The following is a 17599-nucleotide window of genomic DNA, read 5'->3' on the forward strand; positions in this document are numbered from 1 at the left end:
CAAAAATTCCGGATCGTTTTCATTTCAAGAAAACGGCGTCAGCCGATGGTGCCGCGCGGCCCATCGCCCACCTGTCCGCGATGCAGGAGCAGGTGATCGAGCAGCACGCAGGCCATCATCGCCTCGCCCACCGGTACCGCGCGGATACCGACGCACGGGTCGTGGCGGCCCTTGGTGACGACCTCGATGGGGTCGCCGCCCATGGTGATCGAGCGGCGCGGCGTGAGGATCGAGGAGGTCGGCTTGACGGCGAAGCGCACCACCACCTCTTGCCCGGTGGAGATGCCGCCGAGGATGCCGCCTGCGTGATTCGAGGCGAATTCGGGGCCGGTCTCGCCCATGAAAATCTCATCGGCATTGGCGCTGCCGGTGAGGGTGGCGGCGGCCATGCCCTCGCCGATCTCGACGCCCTTGACCGCGTTGATCGACATCATCGCCGAGGCCAGATCGGTGTCGAGCTTGCCATAGACCGGCGCGCCGAGGCCGGCGGGCACGCCGCGCGCCACCACCTCGATCACCGCGCCCACCGAATCGTGGTTCTTGCGCAGGGCTTGCAGGTAGGCCTCCCACTCGGGCGCGGCGCTGGCATCGGGCAGCCAGAAATCATTGCCGTCGATGGCGTCCCAATCGAAACGGGCGCGGTCGAGTTGCATCTCGCCCATGGCGACCATGTAGCCCTTGACCTCGAGCCCCGGAACGAGGGCTGCCAGGGCCGCGCGCGCGACGCCACCTGCGGCCACCCGCGCCGCCGTCTCGCGGGCCGAGGAGCGCCCGCCGCCGCGCGGATCGCGATGCCCGTATTTTAGGTGGTAGGTGATATCGGCATGGCCGGGGCGGAAGGTGCGGGCGATGTCGCCGTAATCTCGCGAGCGCTGGTCAGTGTTCTCGATCATCAGCTGGATCGGCGTGCCGGTGGTTTGGCCCTCGTAGACGCCCGAGAGGATGCGTACCGCGTCGGCCTCTTGGCGCTGCGTGGTGTTCTTGTTCTGGCCGGGGCGGCGCTTGTCGAGCCAGTGCTGCAGCGCGCCCTCGTCGAGCGGCACGCCCGGCGGGCAGCCGTCGACCGTGGCCCCAAGGGCGGGCCCGTGGCTCTCGCCCCATGTGGTGAACCGAAAAAGATGACCGAAGGTGTTGAGGCTCATGCGCGTGGCTCCTTTGTCGCTCATCTAGCCGTGGCCTGCGCCCGCCTCAAGCCATTTTGGCGGGCATTTGTCGCAAACAGGCGATATGGGCGGGGGAATCGCTATACTCTCTGGCCTCGGACCGGACGCGAAAAGGTGCAAAAACGACATCTGTCCGACCCTGAAAAAACACTGGCGCAGGGGGTAATCCCTGCTAACACTGGCACCGGACCTGTCGGAAAACGACACCGGTCGCCCCGGCCAAAGGCCAACACGGAGGAACACCATGACCCACTCACTTCCCGAAGAGAACGTGCGCCCGATCGTGCGCAAACTGGCCGAGGACACCAAGGCCGGCAAGATGGACCGCCGCGAATTCATCGCGCTCGCCTCGACCTTCGGAGCCTCATCCGCTGCCGCCTATGGCCTCCTGGGCCTGGCCGTGCCGACCCAAGCGCAGGCGCAGGACGGCAAGAAGGGCGGCGTGCTGCGCGTAGCGAGCCGCGTGCTCGAGATCACCGATCCGCGCAAGTTTGCCTGGACCGAGCCGGGCAATATCAGCCGTCAGTTCTGCGAGCCGATGGTGCGCTGGGCGTCGGATTTCAGCTTTCAGCCGATGCTTCTGGAGGGCTGGGAGGTCAGCGATGACGCCAAGACCTACACGCTCAAGGTGCGGCAGGGTGCTGTCTGGACCAACGGCGATGAATTCAACGCCGATGACATCATTCACAACCTCAACCGCTGGTGCGACAAGGCGGTCGAGGGCAATTCGATGGCCGCGCGCATGGGCACGCTGATCGACCCCGACACCAACAAGGCGATCGAGGGCGCGATTGAGAAGGTCGATGATTTCACCGTGCAGCTGAACCTGCCGCGTCCTGATATCACGCTGATCGCGGGCATGTCGGATTATCCCGCACTCTGCGTGCATCGCAGCCATGGCGATGACAGCGATCTGGCACAATCGCCCATCGGCACCGGCCCGTTCGAGCTGGTTTCCATCGAGATCGGCACCATGGCCGAGGTCAAGCGCCGCGAGGACGGCAAGTGGTGGGGCGGCGATGTCTATCTCGACGGTGTCCGCTTCCTCGATTTCGGCACGGATAATGCCTCGATCGTGGCGGCCTTTGACGGCGATGAGATCGACATCAACGACGAATCGACCGCCGATTTCATCGAGGCCTATGATGCGCTCGGGCTGGTCAAATCCTCCAAGCCCACCGCCAATACCATCGTCGCGCGGATGCGCGCCGACACCCCGCCCTATGACAGCAAGGAACTGCGCAACGCCATTCAGCTCGCCTGTGACAACGAGGTGCTGCTGGCGATCTCGATCAACAACGAAGGCATCCCGGCCGAAAACCACCACGTCGCGCCGTTCCACCCGGAATATGCCGAACTGCCGAAAATCGCGCCCGATCCGGCAAAGGCCATGGAAATGGCCACAGCGGCGGGCCATGCCGAGACCGAGATCGACATCATCTCGATCGACGGTGACTGGCGGACCACCACCACGGATGCCATCGGCGCGCAGCTGCGGCAGGCGGGTTTCAAGGTCAAGCGCACGGTGATGCCGGGCAACACGTTCTGGAACGACTGGACGAAATATCCGTTCTCGACCACCAACTGGGGTCCGCGTCCTCTGGGGGTGCAGGTGCTGGCGCTGGCCTATCGTTCGGGCGAGGCATGGAACGAGAGCGGGCATTCGAACCCGGAGTTCGATGCGCTTCTGGATGAGGCATTGGGCGTGTTCGATGCCGATGAGCGGCGGGACTATTCGGCCAAGCTTCAGACCATGCTGCAGGACAGCGGGGCGATCATTCAGCCGTTCTGGCGCAATCAGGCGCTGCATCACACCGACAAGGTGAAGAATGTGAGCGCGCATCAGTTCCGCGAGATGCATTACGAGAAGGTCTGGCTCGACGCCTGATCGGGGTTCCCTCGGAAAAGACGGGCCGCCTTGGATTGGGCGGCCCGTTTGTGTTTGGGGCGTGTTGGGTGGGTTTGGAGCGGACATAGCCCCCTGCCAGAAGGTGCCGCGCGGTCGCAGGGCCGGGGACTGGCGATGCGACGGTCGTGGCGGGCACTTTAACCCAGCCAAGTCATTCTGAACTCAACACGCAGCGCGCCCTATCATATCGCCAGGCCGCGGGACGGCCCGGCGATCGCGCAGCACCTTCGGTGCATTTCGCGCGGGACGCGGCAACGGCAGATCCCGGCCATTCGCGCCCTTACTCACATGCCTATCCGAGTTCTGCCCGCAGTCCTTCCATCCGCTCGGTCAGAAGTTTTTGCGAGGTCTCGTCCTTGAGGCGTCCGTCGTCATCAAAGGCGTTCATCGCGCCTGCGATCAGGACGGCGGTGCCGGGGATGAGCCGGGCCTGATGCTGGGTGAGGCACGACAGCGTCATGAATTGCGCCGTCTCACCCCCGGTGCGCCCGGCTGAGGCCGAGACGACCACCGTGGGTTTGTCCTTGAGCGGCCATCCCGGCAGACGGCTGATCCAGTCGAGCCCGTTCTTGAGCACCCCGGTGATGCCCTTGTTGTATTCTGGCGAGCCGACCACCACCGCATCCGCGTCCTTGATCTGCGCCGCGAGGGTCTTGACCTTCTCGGGCACGCCCTCGGCCTCTTCGAGATCGCCGTTGTAGAGCGGGAGGTCGAGATCGCCCTCGATCACGTTGGCCGGGCCGAAGGCCTCTGCGGCCTGGGCCAGAAGCATCCGGTTGTAAGAGCCTTTGCGCAGCGAACCGGAGAGAAGCAGGAGTGTGGGATGTGTCATGTATCGACCTTTCTGAAATGAACCGATGTTATGCCACAAACTGGGTCGGGTTCCGGCGTTTGGCAACTGCCGGTGCCTGCACAGCGGATGTGCGATCCCTCAGGGGCCCGGAAAAACGAAACCGGCCCGCGCGGGCGCGGGCCGGATCAAATCTGCCATAGGCGTGGCGAGGGTGACGTTGTTACCAGTCCACAGGGCCTTTTTCGGCGAATTGGTGGACCAGGAAATCAATGAAGGCGCGGACCTTGGGCTGGGTGAACCGGCCCGGCGGGTAGACCGCGTAGATGCCCTGCATCTCGACCGGCAGGTCGGGCATCGCATCCTCGATCAGCCCGTCGGCCATCGCCTGTGCATAGAGGAAGGAGGGCAGATAGGCGATCCCGAGGCCGGAAATCGCGGCGTTGAGCAGCGATTGCCCGTCATTGACGCTGAGACCGCCCGCCGTACGCACCTGCCGCTTTTCGCCCGAGGGGGCGGTCAGCTTCCAGACCGCGTTGCCCGCCTGGCTGGAGTAATGCAGCAGCTTGTGCTCGTTCAACTCGTCGATCTTCTGGGGGCGTCCGTATTTCTGGAAATAGGCGGGGCTGGCGATCATCCGCTTGGTGGTCTCGGTGAGCTTGCGGGCGCGCAGCGTGCTGTCTTCAAGTTCGCCGATGCGAATGGCCATGTCGAAGCCTTCGGAAATCAGCTCCACATAGCGGTTGTTGAGCACCATGTTGACGGTGATATCGGGGAATTCATCTAGGAAAGACCCCAGAATCGGACTGAGATGATTGACCCCGAAATCGGTGGCGACCGAGATCCGCAAGAGGCCGGAAGGGTCGGACTGCATCGAACTGACCAGCGCATCGGCCTCGCCCGCGTCATTGAGAACCCGCAGCGCCCGGTCGTAATAGGCCAGACCGATCTCGGTTGGGCTGACGCGGCGTGTCGTGCGGTTGAGCAGCCGGGCCCCCAAGCGGGCCTCAAGGGACGAAACATGCTTGGATACGGCGGATTTCGAAATGCCCATCTTGCGCGCGGCGTCGGTGAACCCTCCCTGGTCCACTACCGTGGCGAAGGCCTCCATTTCCGTCAGGCGATCCATACTGATACCTCTTCTTGCGTGTCAGGCTCTGTTCTGCCCAAGAAATCAGGCACAACTGGGGCGCTTGCCCGACAATATCTTGATATTCCCTTTATCGTTCCCGCCTGGGAAACGCAGAAACACCGACCCGTGAGCGTCGAAACACTGCGTCGCCGCGCTACCTATGCTAGTATCTGGACAGGAGGATGAACCATGACACGCATTGCAACACTCGTCACCGCTGCTCTTCTGGCGGTCGCCGCGCCCGCGTTCGCCGGGGACACGCCCGCGCCCGAGGGGGCAGAGGTCTACTTTGTCAATCTCTCGGACGGCGATAGCGTCAGCGCCCCGGTCACTGTGGTCTTTGGCCTCAAGGGCATGGGCGTGGCGCCCGCGGGCACCGAGAAGGAGAATACCGGCCATCACCATGTGCTGGTCGACCGCCCGCCGCTCGGCGAGGGGCCGGAGGGGGCCGAGGAGTTGAACACCAGCCTGCCCGCCGACGACAATCATATTCATTTCGGCGGCGGTCAGACGCAGGTGAGCCTTGATCTGGAGCCCGGTCCGCACACGCTGCAACTGGTTCTGGGCGACATGAACCATGTGCCGCACGATCCGCCGGTGACGTCCGAGGTGATCACGATCACCGTGGAATAACCCGCCTCAGAGCGTGGCAGCCAGCCGCGTGCCCTGATCAATCGCGCGTTTCGCGTCAAGCTCGGCGGCCACATCCGCGCCGCCGATCACGTGGCAGGTGACGCCCGTGGCCTCGAGTGCGGAGGCCAAGCTGCGCTCGCTCAGCTGTCCGGCGCAGAGCACGATGGTGTCGGCCTCGATGAGTTTGGGGGTCTCGCGCGCCTCGCCAAAGCTGATGTGCAGGCCGTGTGCGTCGATACGCTCGTAATTGACGCCGCTCAGCATCTCGACGCCCTTCATCCGAAGCGCGGCGCGGTGAATCCAGCCGGTGGTCTTGCCCAGCCGCTTGCCGGGGCGTTCCGCCTTGCGCTGCAACAGCGTCACGGCGCGGGCGGGCGGTTCGGGCTGCGGGCCGGTGGCGGCCAGCCCGCCGCGCACCTCTGCAGGATCGCCCACGCCCCATTCCTCGCGCCAGAGCGACAGGTTCTCGGTCGGGCTCTCGCCCTCATGGACGAGGAATTCGGACACGTCAAAGCCGATGCCGCCCGCGCCGACCACGGCGACGCGCTTGCCCACGTTTGCCTTGCCGCGCAGCACGTCGATATAGCTGAGCACGTTGGGGCCGTCCTGCCCGTCGATGCCCGGGTCGCGCGGGATGACCCCGGTGGCGATGATCACCTCGTCGAAGCTTGCGAGGTCATTCGGCCCCGCCTCAACGCCCAGCCTGACCTCGACGCCGGTTTCCTCGACCATCACCTCGAACCAGTCGACGAGGCCGTGGAATTCCTCCTTGCCGGGGATGACGCGGGCCATGTTGAGCTGGCCGCCAAGCTCTGCCGCGCGGTCGAAAAGCGTCACCTTGTGCCCGCGCTCTGCTGCCGTGATCGCCGCCGCGAGGCCCGCAGGCCCGGCACCGACAACGGCGATGCGTTTTGGTGTGTCGGCGGGCGCGATGGTCAGTTCGGTCTCGTGGCAGGCGCGCGGATTGACGAGGCAGGAGGTGAGCTTGCCCGAGAAGGTGTGATCGAGACAGGCCTGATTGCAGGCGATGCAGGGGGCGATGGTCTGCGCGCGGCCCGCTGCGGCCTTGTTGACGAAATCGGCATCGGCAAGGAAGGGGCGGGCCATCGAGACCATGTCGGCCGCGCCCTGCGCGATCAGGTCTTCGCCGACCTGCGGCGTGTTGATCCGGTTCGAGGTGATGACGGGGATGCCGACCTTGCCCATCAGTTTCTGCGTGACCCAGGCCCAGCCCGCGCGCGGGACGGAGGTGGCGATGGTGGGCACGCGCGCCTCGTGCCAGCCGATGCCGGTGTTGAGGATCGTGGCCCCCGCCGCCTCGACCGCCTGGGCGAGTTGCACCACCTCATCATGGGTGCTGCCCTCGGGGATGAGGTCGATCATCGACAAGCGGTAGATCAGGATGAAATAGGGGCCTGTGGCCTCGCGGGTGCGGCGCACGACCTCGAGCGGCAGGCGCATCCGGTTCTCGTAGGAGCCGCCCCAGCGATCCGTGCGCTTGTTGGTGTGGGTGACGAGGAACTGGTTGAGGAAATAGCCCTCGGACCCCATGATCTCGACCCCGTCATAGCCGGCCTCGCGGGCGCGTTCTGCCGCGGTGACGATATCGGCGATCTGTTTCTCGATGCCGTCCTCGTCGAGTTCGGTGGGGGTAAAAGGCGAGATCGGCGACTTGACGGGGGAGGGTGCGACGCATTCCTTGCCATAGGCGTAGCGGCCCGCGTGCAGGATCTGCATGGCGATAAGCCCGCCCGCGTCGTGCACCCGGTCGGTGACGATACGGTGATTGGCGATATCCTCGGGGGTGAAGAGACCCGCCGCGCCGGGGAAGACGCCGCCTTCGCGGTTGGGGGCCATGCCGCCGGTGACCATGAGGCCGACGCCGCCGCGCGCGCGGGCGGCGTAGAATTCGGCCACCCGGTTCCAGTCCCGCGTCTCCTCCAGCCCGGTATGCATGGAGCCCATGAGCACGCGGTTCTTGAGCGTGACATGGCCCAGATCGAGGGGGGCAAGAAGGTGCGGATAATCGGTCATGGCTCTCTCCCTTGGCTTATCCAAGTGATGCCGCAGGTGGGCTCGATTGTCACGCGTGAACGCTGCGTTACGGGGGGAGGCGGGGCTGCGTCCCGGAGTTTGAGTATTTTGGCCAAGAAGAAGCCGGGGCGGGTGTTTGTCAGTCCTGATCGTATGCGAAACTGAGGGCCGCCCAGTTGCGCCGCTCATGCACCACGCGCAAGATCACGACGTCCGGTCCGACCATGCGGTAGAAGACAAGATGTCGACCGACCGGCAGTGACCGCGCACCCGGCACGAAGACGGACCGGTCGCGCCCTGTTTCCGGAGCGGCGGCCGCGCGCGAGAAACAGGCGAATATCTCCGTGACATAGCTTTCCGCCCGCTGTTCGCCCCATGTTACCTTTGAATGATCCCAGATATCATCGAGGTCGGCCACCGCTGTGCGTGTCAGCCGAAATTCCGTCACGCTGAGGTTTTACGCTTGGCGGCAAGGAAGCTTTCCAGATCGACATCCAGGGTTTCGCCGTTCGCCGCTTGCCGGTCGGCCTCCTCAAGGGTGGCTTTCAGGCGGTCGAACTCCAGTTCCGCCTCCTGACGCTCCAGCATCCGCAGCCCCGCGCGCAGGACGTCGCTGGTCGAGGCGTAGCGGCCGCTTTCGACGGCGCGGGCGATGAAGTCGTTGAAGTGGTCGCTGAGCACGACCGAGGTGTTGCGGGGCATGGGGAGGCTCCTTTGATCGCTGTATACCAATTATTGGTATCCGGATCAATTGGCGCTGGCGGCGTCAGTCGTCGCCGTCCACGCGGCCGCGTAATGCCTTGACCTCGCCGCGCACCTTCTTGGCCTTGAGGCGGCGTTTCTTGGCCCCCAGCGTGGGGCGCGTCGGGATGCGGCGTTTGGGTTTGACCAGGGCCTGCCGGATCAATTCTGCCAGGCGGTCGCGCACGATGTCGCGGTTGCGGGTCTGGCTGCGGGTCTCGTCGCATTGCAGGACGAGTGCGCCTTCCTTGGTCCAGCGGCGGCCCGCGAGCCGTTTGAGCCGGGCCTTGACCGGGCCGGGCAGGTTGGGCGAGCGCTCGGCCTCGAAGCGCAACTCGACCGCGCTCGCCACCTTGTTGACGTTCTGCCCGCCGGGGCCGGAGGCGCGGATGAACTGCTCGGTCAGTTCCCAATCCTCGATGGCGATCTGATAGGTGATCCTCAGCATGGGGCGGTCCCGTTGATGACGTGTTGGTCGATGACAAGCGTGGCAATTCAAAAGGGCCGCCCCGGCTGGGAACGGCCCTCTAGAAGCTACGGAGGTGGGCCGGTTAGGCGCACCAATCCGGGCGGCTTTCGCCTCGGGGCTGCCCTAGACGGCGGCCTCCCGAACTGTTCCGACACCTCGCTCCAATACCTCTATAGACACTGGACCACCTCCTTTCGCATTGTTGAACCTGACCCAAGCCTGACATAAATTTCGTAGTTGTCAAAACAAAATCATGTGGTAGGCGAAAAAAGCGACGCAGGATGCTGATTTATTGATCTTGCAACACGGCCACGCATTGGCGTGGAAGATCTTCCATCGTCAGCTCGCGGCGGGGTTTGGGCGGTGGTGCGTCCGGGTCGGGCGGCGGCGGGTTGAGGATGTTGCGCACCCACTGCTCGGCCTCGGCGCAGCCGTCGCCGGGGGGTGGCGCGGCCTGTTCCACGCAGCCCTTCGCATTGTCGGGGCAATTCAGCCGGACGTGGAAATGGTAGTGATGCCCCCACCACGGCCGGACCTTGCGCAGCCATGCGCGGTCGCCGGTTTCCTCTTTGCACATCTGGGTCTTGGCCCCGGGAAAGATGAAGATGCGCGCGGTGCGCGGGTCTTGCGCGGCGGCCTTGACGATCTCGTGATGCGCGCGGGTCCAGTTGCCGTTGATATAGGCGCCATTGGCCCGGCGCATGGAAATCGACGAGATGTTTTCGCGCGCGGTGCGGTCGAGGGTGAGGTTGTCGGCGGGGCGCAGCCAGATATCGGCGTCGAGCCCCATCTGGTGGCTGCGATGCCCCGACAGCATCGGGCCGCCGCGCGGCTGGCTGATATCGCCGACGTAGATGCCGTTCCAGCCCGGCTGCGCTGCGGCCTTGCGCGAGAGGTCTTGCAGCAGGTCGATGGTCTCGGGGTGGCCCCAGTTGCGGTTGCGGCTGAGGCGCATGGCCTGCCATGTGGGCCCGGTTTCAGGCAGGGCCACGGCCCCCGCGATGCAGCCATTGGCGTAGCTGCCATAGGCGGCGGGGGCGTGTTCGGAGCCTTGTCCCTGTGCGCCGAAAAGCTGTTTGGCCTGCACGCCCTGCATTGCGGCCGGGATGCTCTGGCTGGAGACGATGCCGGGGGCCTGCGCCTCCGGCTCGGGTTGTGTGCAGGCCGCGAGGCCCAGACAAAGTGCTGCTGTTATGACGATCCGGCCCATTGTTCGCTGTCCCCTTCCGCCTTGACCCAGCGTAGCAGCACAAGGCCGATCAGGAAAAGGAAAATTACCGGTGAAATGCCGATCCGTGCGCTGCCCGAGAGCGAGGTCACGAGGCCGATCAGCGCCGGGGCGAGAAATGCCGTGGCCCGCCCCGAGAGGCCGTAGAGGCCGAAGTTTTCGGTCGGGGTCGCGGGGTCGGTATGGCGCACCATGAGGGTGCGGCTGGCGGCCTGAAGGGTGCCACCGAGACCGCCGATCAGCACGCCGCAGCCGAAGAAGATCGCATCGGGCAGTGTGGAGCCGGGGGCCAGCGGGATGCCGAAGATCTGGCTGCGATCCATGCCGACGACGATGACGCAGACCGCGATCAGGCCCCAGATCGCCGCGACGATGACCGGTTTGGGGCCGAAGCGCGCGTCGAGCCTGCCGCCGACCCAGCTGAAAAGTGCGGCGGAAATCGCGCCAATGATGCCGAAGATGCCGACCGAGGTGATCGACCAGTTGAGCACGAGAATCGCATAGGTCCCGCCGAAGCCATAAAGCCCGTTGAGCGCGTCGCGGTAGAACATCGAGGAGCCGAGATAGGTGCTGAGGCTGAGGCGGTGGCGCAGGCCTTTGACCGTCTTGACCAGCAGCCCGAGCGCATCGCCGATGCCGCGCCCCGTGCCCGCAGGGCCGGTGTCGCGGACCCAGAGGAAATAGGGGATCATGAACACGGCGAACCAGACCGCGGTGAAGGGCCCGACGAAGCGCGTGCCCTCACGCGTGGCGGCGTCAAGTCCGAAGGCCGGGTCAAGGCCGATCAGGGTCTTGCCGCTGGGCTGTTCGACGAAAAGTGCCAGCATGATCAGCAGCGAGACCACCCCGGCGACATAGCCGAAGGCAAAGCCCGAGCCCGAGATCGCGCCGACCTCGTCCTGGGTGCCGAGCGAGGGCAGTTGCGAGTTGATGAAGATGAGCGCGTATTCCGCGCCGATGAAGCCGATGCCGAAGGCGATGAGCCCGAACCACAGGTTGGCCCCGTCCGGCGTCACGCCCCAGATCGCCGCCGCGCCGGTCACGTACATCGCTGAGAACACGATGATCCAGGGCAGACGCCGCCCGGTGGTGTCGGCGAAGGCCCCCATGATCGGCGCGCCGAGGCCGATGATAAGCCCGCTGATGGTCAGGCCGGTGGACCAGAGCGTCTGTGCGCGGGCGTCGGCCACGCCTTCGCTCAGCCCGGTGGACATGAAGTGATCGGAGGCGACGGAGGCGAAATAGGGGCCGAAGATGAAGGTGATCAGCAGGGTGTGATAGGGCTGGCTGGCCCAGTCGAAAAAGAACCAGCCCCAGATGCGTTTGCGTTTGGAAATACCCGTCATACCTGCCTCGCTCACCCTTTTGGGGATATGAGCGCGGCAGGCGCGTGGGTGCAAGCTATTCCTGCGCGGGGTCTTGCATCGGGGGCCAGGGGCGGGTGGCATCGGCCTCGATCCAGGCGCGGACCCAGTCGGGGTGCGGTGGCTGGGCGGCGTCGTGCCCGAGTTCGGCCTCGACGGTTGCGGGGGGCACGATCCCGCCCTTGCCGGTCACCGCCGCGCGGTAGAGGATGTGGTTGGCGCATTGGCCATCGGGCGTCCACATGGATTGTTCGAGATAGAGGAATTTCTCGTCCCAGCAGACCAGCCGCGAGCGCATCTCGATGCGTTCGAACATGCGGATGCGGCGGCGATAGCGCACGCTTGCGCCTGCGATGGTCAGGCCCCACCGCTTGCGGCGCAGCACCTTGATCAGCCCGACGCGACCGGCCAGCGGAATCCGCCCCAGATCATAGAGCGTGAGCGTGCGCCCGTTGTTCAGTTCCATCCAGAGGTCGATATCCCAGGGCAGGCAATAATGCTGCGACACGTGCAGCCCCGTTACCGGCAGGGCGGGGGATTTGCGATGTTTGTAGAGTTGCCAGACAAGGCGCAGGACGGGATACATGGGCGGGTCTCCTTTGGCCCGCGCCTGCCACCCTCGGGCATGGCAGTCAACTGCGACCGCGCGTCAGGCTTGCGCTCGGGGGCGGGCTTGCTTAGGTGGGAAGGCGTTTCAGACCCAAAGGACCACTGCCCATGCAATCGCTTTTCCAGATCCTGATGCTGCTGCTCGATATCGTGTGGTTCTTCATCCTTGCGCATGTGATCATGTCCTGGCTGATCAATTTCCAGGTGCTGAACCTGCAACAGCAATTCGTGGCGCAGATCTGGTACGGGCTCAACCGCCTGCTGGAGCCGATCTATTCGCGGGTGCGCCAATTCCTGCCGCCGATGTCGGGCATCGACCTGGCCCCCCTAGTGGTGCTGGTGGCGGTCTATGCGCTGCGGATCATCCTGATCAACAATGCGGCAGCGTTTTACTGATCCGGGGTCTTGTTCACCGAATCTTGGTGTGAAACACTGACTGTAAGAGCAGATATATAAAATCTTACAGGACTGCCATGCCGAGCGCTGCCACGCTTTTGCGCGATGTCTTCGGGTTCGATGCGTTTCGGCCCGGACAGGAAGAGATCGTGCACACCGTCGCCACCGGGTGCAACACCCTTGCGATCATGCCCACGGGGGGCGGTAAATCCCTGTGTTTCCAACTGCCTGCGCTGATGCGGGACGGGGTGACGGTGGTCATCTCGCCGCTGATTGCGTTGATGCGTGATCAGGTGCGGGGCTTGCGCGCGGCGGGGGTCGAGGCGGGGGCGCTGACCTCGGGCAATACCGAAGAGGAAACGGCAGAGGTCTGGGCGGCGCTGGAGGAAGGGCGGCTCAAGCTGCTTTACATGGCGCCAGAGCGGCTGGCCTCGGGGGCGGCGCTGGGGATGCTGCGGCGCATCGGTGTCAGCCTGATTGCCGTGGACGAGGCGCATTGCGTGAGCCAATGGGGCCATGATTTCCGCCCCGATTACCTGCGCATCGGGGAACTCAGGCGCGCGCTCAATGTGCCGCTCGCGGCGTTCACCGCCACAGCCGATGCCGAGACGCGCGACGAGATCGTGGCCAAGCTCTTTGACGGGCAGCCACCGCAGATCTTTCTGCACGGGTTCGACCGGCCCAATATCCACCTGACTTTTGCCGCCAAGGACGGGCCGCGCCAGCAGATCATGGGTTTTGCCGGGGCGCGCAAAGGGCAGTCGGGCATCGTCTATTGCGGCACCCGCGCCAGGACCGAGAGTTTGGCGCAGGCGCTGTCACAGGCCGGGCACAATGCCTGCGCCTATCACGGTGGGATGGAGGCCGATGCGCGCCGCCATGTGGAGCATCGGTTCAACAGCGAAGACGGGCTGATCGTGGTGGCGACGGTGGCGTTTGGGATGGGGGTGGACAAGCCCGATATCCGCTGGGTCGCCCATGCCGACCTGCCCAAGAGCATCGAGGCCTATTATCAGGAGATCGGCCGCGCGGGTCGCGATGGCGCGCCTGCCGAGACGCTGACGCTGTTTGGTCCCGACGATATCCGCCTGCGCCGTGCCCAGATCGACGAGGGGCTGGCCCCGCCGGAACGGCGTATGGCGGATCACGGGCGATTGAACGCGCTGTTGGGGCTGGCCGAGGCGCTGGACTGCCGCCGGGCGACGCTGCTCGGCTATTTCGGCGAGGCGGCGGAGCGGTGCGGGAATTGCGATCTGTGCGAGACGCCGCCCGAGACCTTCGACGGCACCGAGGCGGTGCAAAAGGCGCTGTCGGCGATCCTGCGCACCGAGGAACGGTTTGGCGCGGGGCATCTGATCGACATCCTGTTGGGCAACGCGACCGACAAGGTGCGCGCACGCGGCCATGACACCCTGCCCACGTTTGGCGTGGGCCGCGACATGGACAAGCGCGGCTGGCAGGGCGTGTTCCGGCAGATGATGGGGCATGATCTGGTGCGCCCCGATCCCGAACGGCATGGTGCCTTGGTGATGACCGAGGCCGCGCGCCCGATCCTGCGCGCCGAAGCCCCGATCCGTCTGCGCCGCGAGGTGGCGCAGCGCACGGCGCGCCCCGCCGCCCGGGCGCTGGTGTCGGAGGAGGACGCGCCGCTTCTGTCGGCGCTCAAGGCCAAGCGGCGCGCGCTGGCCGAGGCGGCGGGGGTGCCTGCCTATATCGTGTTCAATGACCGCACGCTCATCGAGATGGCCGAGACGCGGCCCGCCAATCTGGATGCGATGGCGCGTGTCGGCGGCGTGGGGGCGACCAAGCTGGACCGCTATGGCGCGGACTTTCTGGAGGTGATCAACGGTGCCGTGGAGGAGGTTCACCCCACGCGACGCAAGCTGGCGGGCCGCGCGGCGGGCGAGGTCTATGACCAGTTGATCGAGGCGCAGGCGCGGCTCTCGCGCGGGCCCGAGGGCATCGACAAGCCGTTGAGTTGTTCGGCCTCGCTGCTGGCGCGGGTGGCGAGCCAGCGGCCGCGCGACAGCGATGCGCTTGCCCGGCTGATCGGCGAGAAATATGCCGAACGTTTCGGCCCGGCCTTTCTGGACGTTCTGCGCATGGCGGACTAAGTCTGCCGCAACGCTGTCACAGAGGAATTTTGCGCATGCTGGTTGTCGTCTCGCCCGCCAAGAAGATGGATATGAACCCGGTCGAAGGCGTCACGCCGACGCGGCCTGCGTTTCGCGCCGAGGCGGAGGATCTGGCGCAGGTGGCGCGCGGCCTCGATGTGGGGGATCTGCAAAAGCTGATGAAGATCAGCGAGAACCTTGCCCGGCTCAATGCCGACCGCTTTGCCGAGTTCGGCACGATGGAGGAAAAGCCCGCAGCACTTGCCTTTGCAGGCGACACCTACCAGGGGCTGGAGGCGGGATCGCTCGATGCGGACGAGATGGACTGGGCGCAGGATCATTTCCGCATCCTGTCGGGGCTTTACGGCCTCTTGCGCCCGCTTGATGCGATCGAGCCCTACCGGCTGGAAATGGGCAGTCGGCTGGCGACGGACCGGGGCCGCACGCTCTATGACTATTGGGGCGACCGGATTTCCAGGGCGCTGAACGCACAGGCGCGCGAGATCGGCACCGACACGCTGATCAACTGTGCGAGCCAGGAATATTTCGGGGCGGTGGACCGCGCGGCGCTCGATCTGCGGGTGATCACGCCGGTCTTCATGGAAGAAAAGGCGGGCACGCCCAAGATCGTCAGCTTTTACGCCAAGAAGGCGCGCGGGGCGATGGCGCGGTTCGTGATCCAGCACCGGCTGACCGACCCGGACGCGCTCAAAGACTTCGACACCGGCGGCTATCGCTACAATCCCGAGATGTCGGAGGGCGACAGCATGGTGTTTTTGCGCGACTACCCGGCCTGAGCCGTTGTGGGTGCTGGCTGTGGCGCGCGGGCGTCGGGCGGGCAGGCGGCGGTGATCCGGGCGATGATATCGGCCTTGCGCAGCGGCTTGGTCAGGTAGTGATCCAGCCCGGCGGCGAGAATGTCGGCCTCGTCGCCCTGCATTGCGTGGGCGGTCATCGCGACGATGGGCACATGCGCGCCGGGGTCTTCGGCCTCGCGGATGGTGCGGGTGGCTTCCTTGCCGTCCATCTCGGGCATGGAGATGTCCATGAAGATCACGTCGGGCCGGAAGCTGTGGAACAACTCCACCGCCTCGCGCCCGTTCTCGGCGAATTGCAGTTCTATGTCGAGGCTGGTGAGCATCTTGGAGAAGACCAGCCGGTTGGTCTTGTTGTCCTCTGCCGCAAGCACCCGCATGGTGCGGGCGGCTTTGGGCATGGTCTGGTCGGACGGCAGCAAGACGGCGAGCGTGTCGATCAGGACGCGGCGGGGTGCCGGTTTTTGCAGAACCACCTGCACATGGGCGCGCCCGGGGTCTTGCTCGGCATAGCCGGTGTTCTGGCTGAGCAGGGCAATCGGTATGGTATGGCCCGCCGCGCGCAGTGCCTCGGCCAATTCAAGCCCGTCCATCCCGGCCATGTTGTGATCGCAAAGCACGATGTCGATCTCGGGGCAGGCCAGCGTCAGCGCCTCGGCCCCGCTGGCGCAACTGACCACGTCGAGCCCGAGCGCGGCGAGTTGGCGTTCCAGAATGTCCCGGCTTGCCGCCTGCGGCTCGACGATCAGGGCGCGCGCGGCTGATCGCGGCAGGACCGGGTCGGCCGCGTCCTCGGGGGCGGCGAGCGGCAGGGTGAGGGAGATGCCGAAACTCGACCCCTCTCCGGGGGTCGACTCGACCCAGATATCGCCCTGCATCATCCTGATCAGCTTTTGCGAGATCGCGAGGCCGAGGCCGGTGCCCTCGAACTTGCGGTTGCGGTCATCCTCGACCTGATTGAATTCGCCGAAGATGTGATCGACCTTGTCGGGCGGGATGCCGATGCCGGTATCCTCGATGCTGACATTTATCATCGCCGCCTCGTCTGCGGCGGGCGGCACGCCGGTCACGCGGATCAGCACATGGCCGGTCTCGGTGAACTTGATGGCATTGCCCAGAAGGTTGGTCAGGATCTGCCGGATGCGGCCCGTATCGCCGATGAAGCGCGTCGGCAGGAACAGGTCGTAATCGACCAGCAGATCGAGCCCCTTGTCTCGTGCATTGGCCTGCATCAGCGTCACAAGTTCGTGGATGCAGCGTTCGAGATCGAACGGGGCCGTGTGGAGGACGAGTTTCTCGGCCTCGATCTTGGAGTAATCCAGCACGTCGTTGATGATCACCAGAAGCGCCTCGCCGGAATGCTTGATGGTTGAGGCATAGAGGCGTTGTTCCTCGGTCAGGTCGCTGTCCATCAGCAGGTCGGCCATGCCGACGACGCCGTTCATCGGGGTGCGGATCTCATGGCTCATGTTGGCGAGGAAGGTGGATTTGGCGCGATTGGCGGTCTCGGCGCGGCGGCGGGCCTCTTTCAGTTCCGTCTCGTAGCGGATCGTGTCGGTGATGTTGAGCGCAAGGCTGACCACATCGCCATCGGGGCCGCGCTGATCAATCAGCTTGATATAGTGGCCGTTCCACAGGCGGATCACCTCGGGCTCGGGCGTGGCCTGTTGCCAGCGGTCGAGCATGTGTTCGCGCCAGATATGCGGGGCGTGTGCGCCGATGTTGACGATCCCCTCTTCGGTGATGAATTGCAGGATTTCGACATAGCTGATGCCGGGCTGCACCGCCTCGAGCCCGTCGAAAACCGCGAGATAGGCGTGATTGGCCGCGATCATCTGGCTGTCGGCATCGAAGAACGCAAAGCCGTCCTGAATGGTGGCGATCGAATGCCAGAGGCGGCGTTCCGCGATCTCGACCTTTTGATGCGCTTCGCTCAGGTCCGATTTGACGCGCAGGTTTTCGTCGCGGACGGTCTGCACCTCGGCGCGGGTCTCGTGTATCTCGTGCGAGAGGGCGCGCGCATGCTTGCCCAGTTTGCGGTTGGCGGCGTGCAGTTCCGCCTGTTTCTGTTCCAGCAGACGTTCGGCGGCCAGACGGGCGCGCCGCTCCTCTGCCAGCTTGTTGGCAAGGCTCATGCCCGTCCTCCGCCGTGCCGGAATGTGATCGGGTCACAATCCGGCATCGTCGTGAACAAGCGGTTAA

At 65.1% G+C, this 17599-nt stretch carries 16 protein-coding genes; 5 read left to right on the top strand and 11 right to left on the bottom strand.

Annotated features, from left to right (window positions below):
• Positions 1 to 38: 38 nt before the first annotated feature.
• On the bottom strand, positions 39 to 1142 hold the full coding sequence (gene aroC / locus PVU19_RS05530) for a chorismate synthase (protein WP_050661151.1): 1104 nt from the start codon (positions 1140 to 1142) through the stop codon (positions 39 to 41).
• 265 nt (positions 1143 to 1407) lie between these two features.
• On the opposite strand from aroC, the gene PVU19_RS05535 reads away from it, so the two are divergent.
• The gene (locus PVU19_RS05535) at positions 1408 to 3051 is read left to right on the top strand and encodes an ABC transporter substrate-binding protein (RefSeq protein ID WP_050661003.1); all 1644 of its coding nucleotides are present in this window, start codon (positions 1408 to 1410) and stop codon (positions 3049 to 3051) included.
• A 313-nt stretch (positions 3052 to 3364) separates the two neighbouring features.
• On the opposite strand, the gene PVU19_RS05540 is transcribed toward PVU19_RS05535, so the two are convergent.
• Positions 3365 to 3904, bottom strand: coding sequence for an NADPH-dependent FMN reductase (locus tag PVU19_RS05540; RefSeq protein WP_050661004.1), 540 nt, complete (start codon positions 3902 to 3904; stop codon positions 3365 to 3367).
• A 181-nt stretch (positions 3905 to 4085) separates the two neighbouring features.
• Complete coding sequence (locus tag PVU19_RS05545) at positions 4086 to 4991, bottom strand: LysR family transcriptional regulator (RefSeq protein WP_050661005.1); 906 nt, start codon at positions 4989 to 4991, stop codon at positions 4086 to 4088.
• Positions 4992 to 5183: 192 nt separating this feature from the next.
• On the opposite strand from PVU19_RS05545, the gene PVU19_RS05550 reads away from it, so the two are divergent.
• On the top strand, positions 5184 to 5627 hold the full coding sequence (locus PVU19_RS05550; protein ID WP_050661006.1) for a DUF4399 domain-containing protein: 444 nt from the start codon (positions 5184 to 5186) through the stop codon (positions 5625 to 5627).
• Between the two features lie 6 nt (positions 5628 to 5633).
• Here PVU19_RS05550 and PVU19_RS05555 read toward each other — a convergent pair whose 3' ends face one another.
• The 7 genes from PVU19_RS05555 to PVU19_RS05585 form a co-directional block, all read right to left on the bottom strand.
• Positions 5634 to 7661, bottom strand: a complete 2028-nt coding sequence (locus PVU19_RS05555; RefSeq protein WP_050661007.1) for an NADPH-dependent 2,4-dienoyl-CoA reductase — start codon at positions 7659 to 7661, stop codon at positions 5634 to 5636.
• 139 nt (positions 7662 to 7800) lie between these two features.
• A complete protein-coding gene (locus PVU19_RS05560) occupies positions 7801 to 8109 on the bottom strand; it encodes a type II toxin-antitoxin system RelE/ParE family toxin (RefSeq protein ID WP_050661008.1) in 309 nt (102 codons plus the stop codon).
• The gene (locus tag PVU19_RS05565; protein WP_050661009.1) at positions 8106 to 8363 is read right to left on the bottom strand and encodes a type II toxin-antitoxin system ParD family antitoxin; all 258 of its coding nucleotides are present in this window, start codon (positions 8361 to 8363) and stop codon (positions 8106 to 8108) included. The genes PVU19_RS05560 and PVU19_RS05565 overlap by 4 nt, the downstream gene beginning before the upstream one ends.
• A 64-nt stretch (positions 8364 to 8427) precedes the next feature.
• Positions 8428 to 8850 carry an alternative ribosome rescue aminoacyl-tRNA hydrolase ArfB gene (gene arfB / locus PVU19_RS05570; protein ID WP_050661010.1) on the bottom strand — a complete coding sequence of 141 codons (423 nt, stop codon included), beginning with the start codon at positions 8848 to 8850 and terminating at the stop codon, positions 8428 to 8430.
• 310 nt (positions 8851 to 9160) lie between these two features.
• A complete protein-coding gene (gene mepA, locus PVU19_RS05575) occupies positions 9161 to 10081 on the bottom strand; it encodes a penicillin-insensitive murein endopeptidase (protein ID WP_050661011.1) in 921 nt (306 codons plus the stop codon).
• The gene (locus tag PVU19_RS05580; protein ID WP_050661012.1) at positions 10063 to 11445 is read right to left on the bottom strand and encodes an MFS transporter; all 1383 of its coding nucleotides are present in this window, start codon (positions 11443 to 11445) and stop codon (positions 10063 to 10065) included. Before PVU19_RS05580 ends, mepA begins: the two co-directional genes overlap by 19 nt.
• Before the next feature lie 55 nt (positions 11446 to 11500).
• Positions 11501 to 12049 carry an acyl-CoA thioesterase gene (locus PVU19_RS05585; RefSeq protein ID WP_050661013.1) on the bottom strand — a complete coding sequence of 183 codons (549 nt, stop codon included), beginning with the start codon at positions 12047 to 12049 and terminating at the stop codon, positions 11501 to 11503.
• 131 nt (positions 12050 to 12180) lie between these two features.
• Here PVU19_RS05585 and PVU19_RS05590 point away from each other — a divergent pair, with 131 nt between their 5' ends.
• From PVU19_RS05590 to yaaA, 3 genes are all read left to right on the top strand, one after another.
• The gene (locus PVU19_RS05590; protein ID WP_050661014.1) at positions 12181 to 12468 is read left to right on the top strand and encodes a YggT family protein; all 288 of its coding nucleotides are present in this window, start codon (positions 12181 to 12183) and stop codon (positions 12466 to 12468) included.
• Between the two features lie 77 nt (positions 12469 to 12545).
• Complete coding sequence (gene recQ / locus PVU19_RS05595; RefSeq protein WP_050661015.1) at positions 12546 to 14582, top strand: DNA helicase RecQ; 2037 nt, start codon at positions 12546 to 12548, stop codon at positions 14580 to 14582.
• A gap of 35 nt (positions 14583 to 14617) precedes the next feature.
• A complete protein-coding gene (gene yaaA, locus PVU19_RS05600) occupies positions 14618 to 15379 on the top strand; it encodes a peroxide stress protein YaaA (protein ID WP_050661016.1) in 762 nt (253 codons plus the stop codon).
• On the opposite strand, the gene PVU19_RS05605 is transcribed toward yaaA, so the two are convergent.
• Positions 15367 to 17532 carry a response regulator gene (locus tag PVU19_RS05605; protein ID WP_050661017.1) on the bottom strand — a complete coding sequence of 722 codons (2166 nt, stop codon included), beginning with the start codon at positions 17530 to 17532 and terminating at the stop codon, positions 15367 to 15369. The genes yaaA and PVU19_RS05605 overlap by 13 nt on opposite strands.
• Positions 17533 to 17599: the final 67 nt, after the last annotated feature.

Origin of the sequence: Roseovarius tolerans, assembly GCF_028885395.1 — a bacterium.
Classification (GTDB): domain Bacteria; phylum Pseudomonadota; class Alphaproteobacteria; order Rhodobacterales; family Rhodobacteraceae; genus Roseovarius; species Roseovarius tolerans.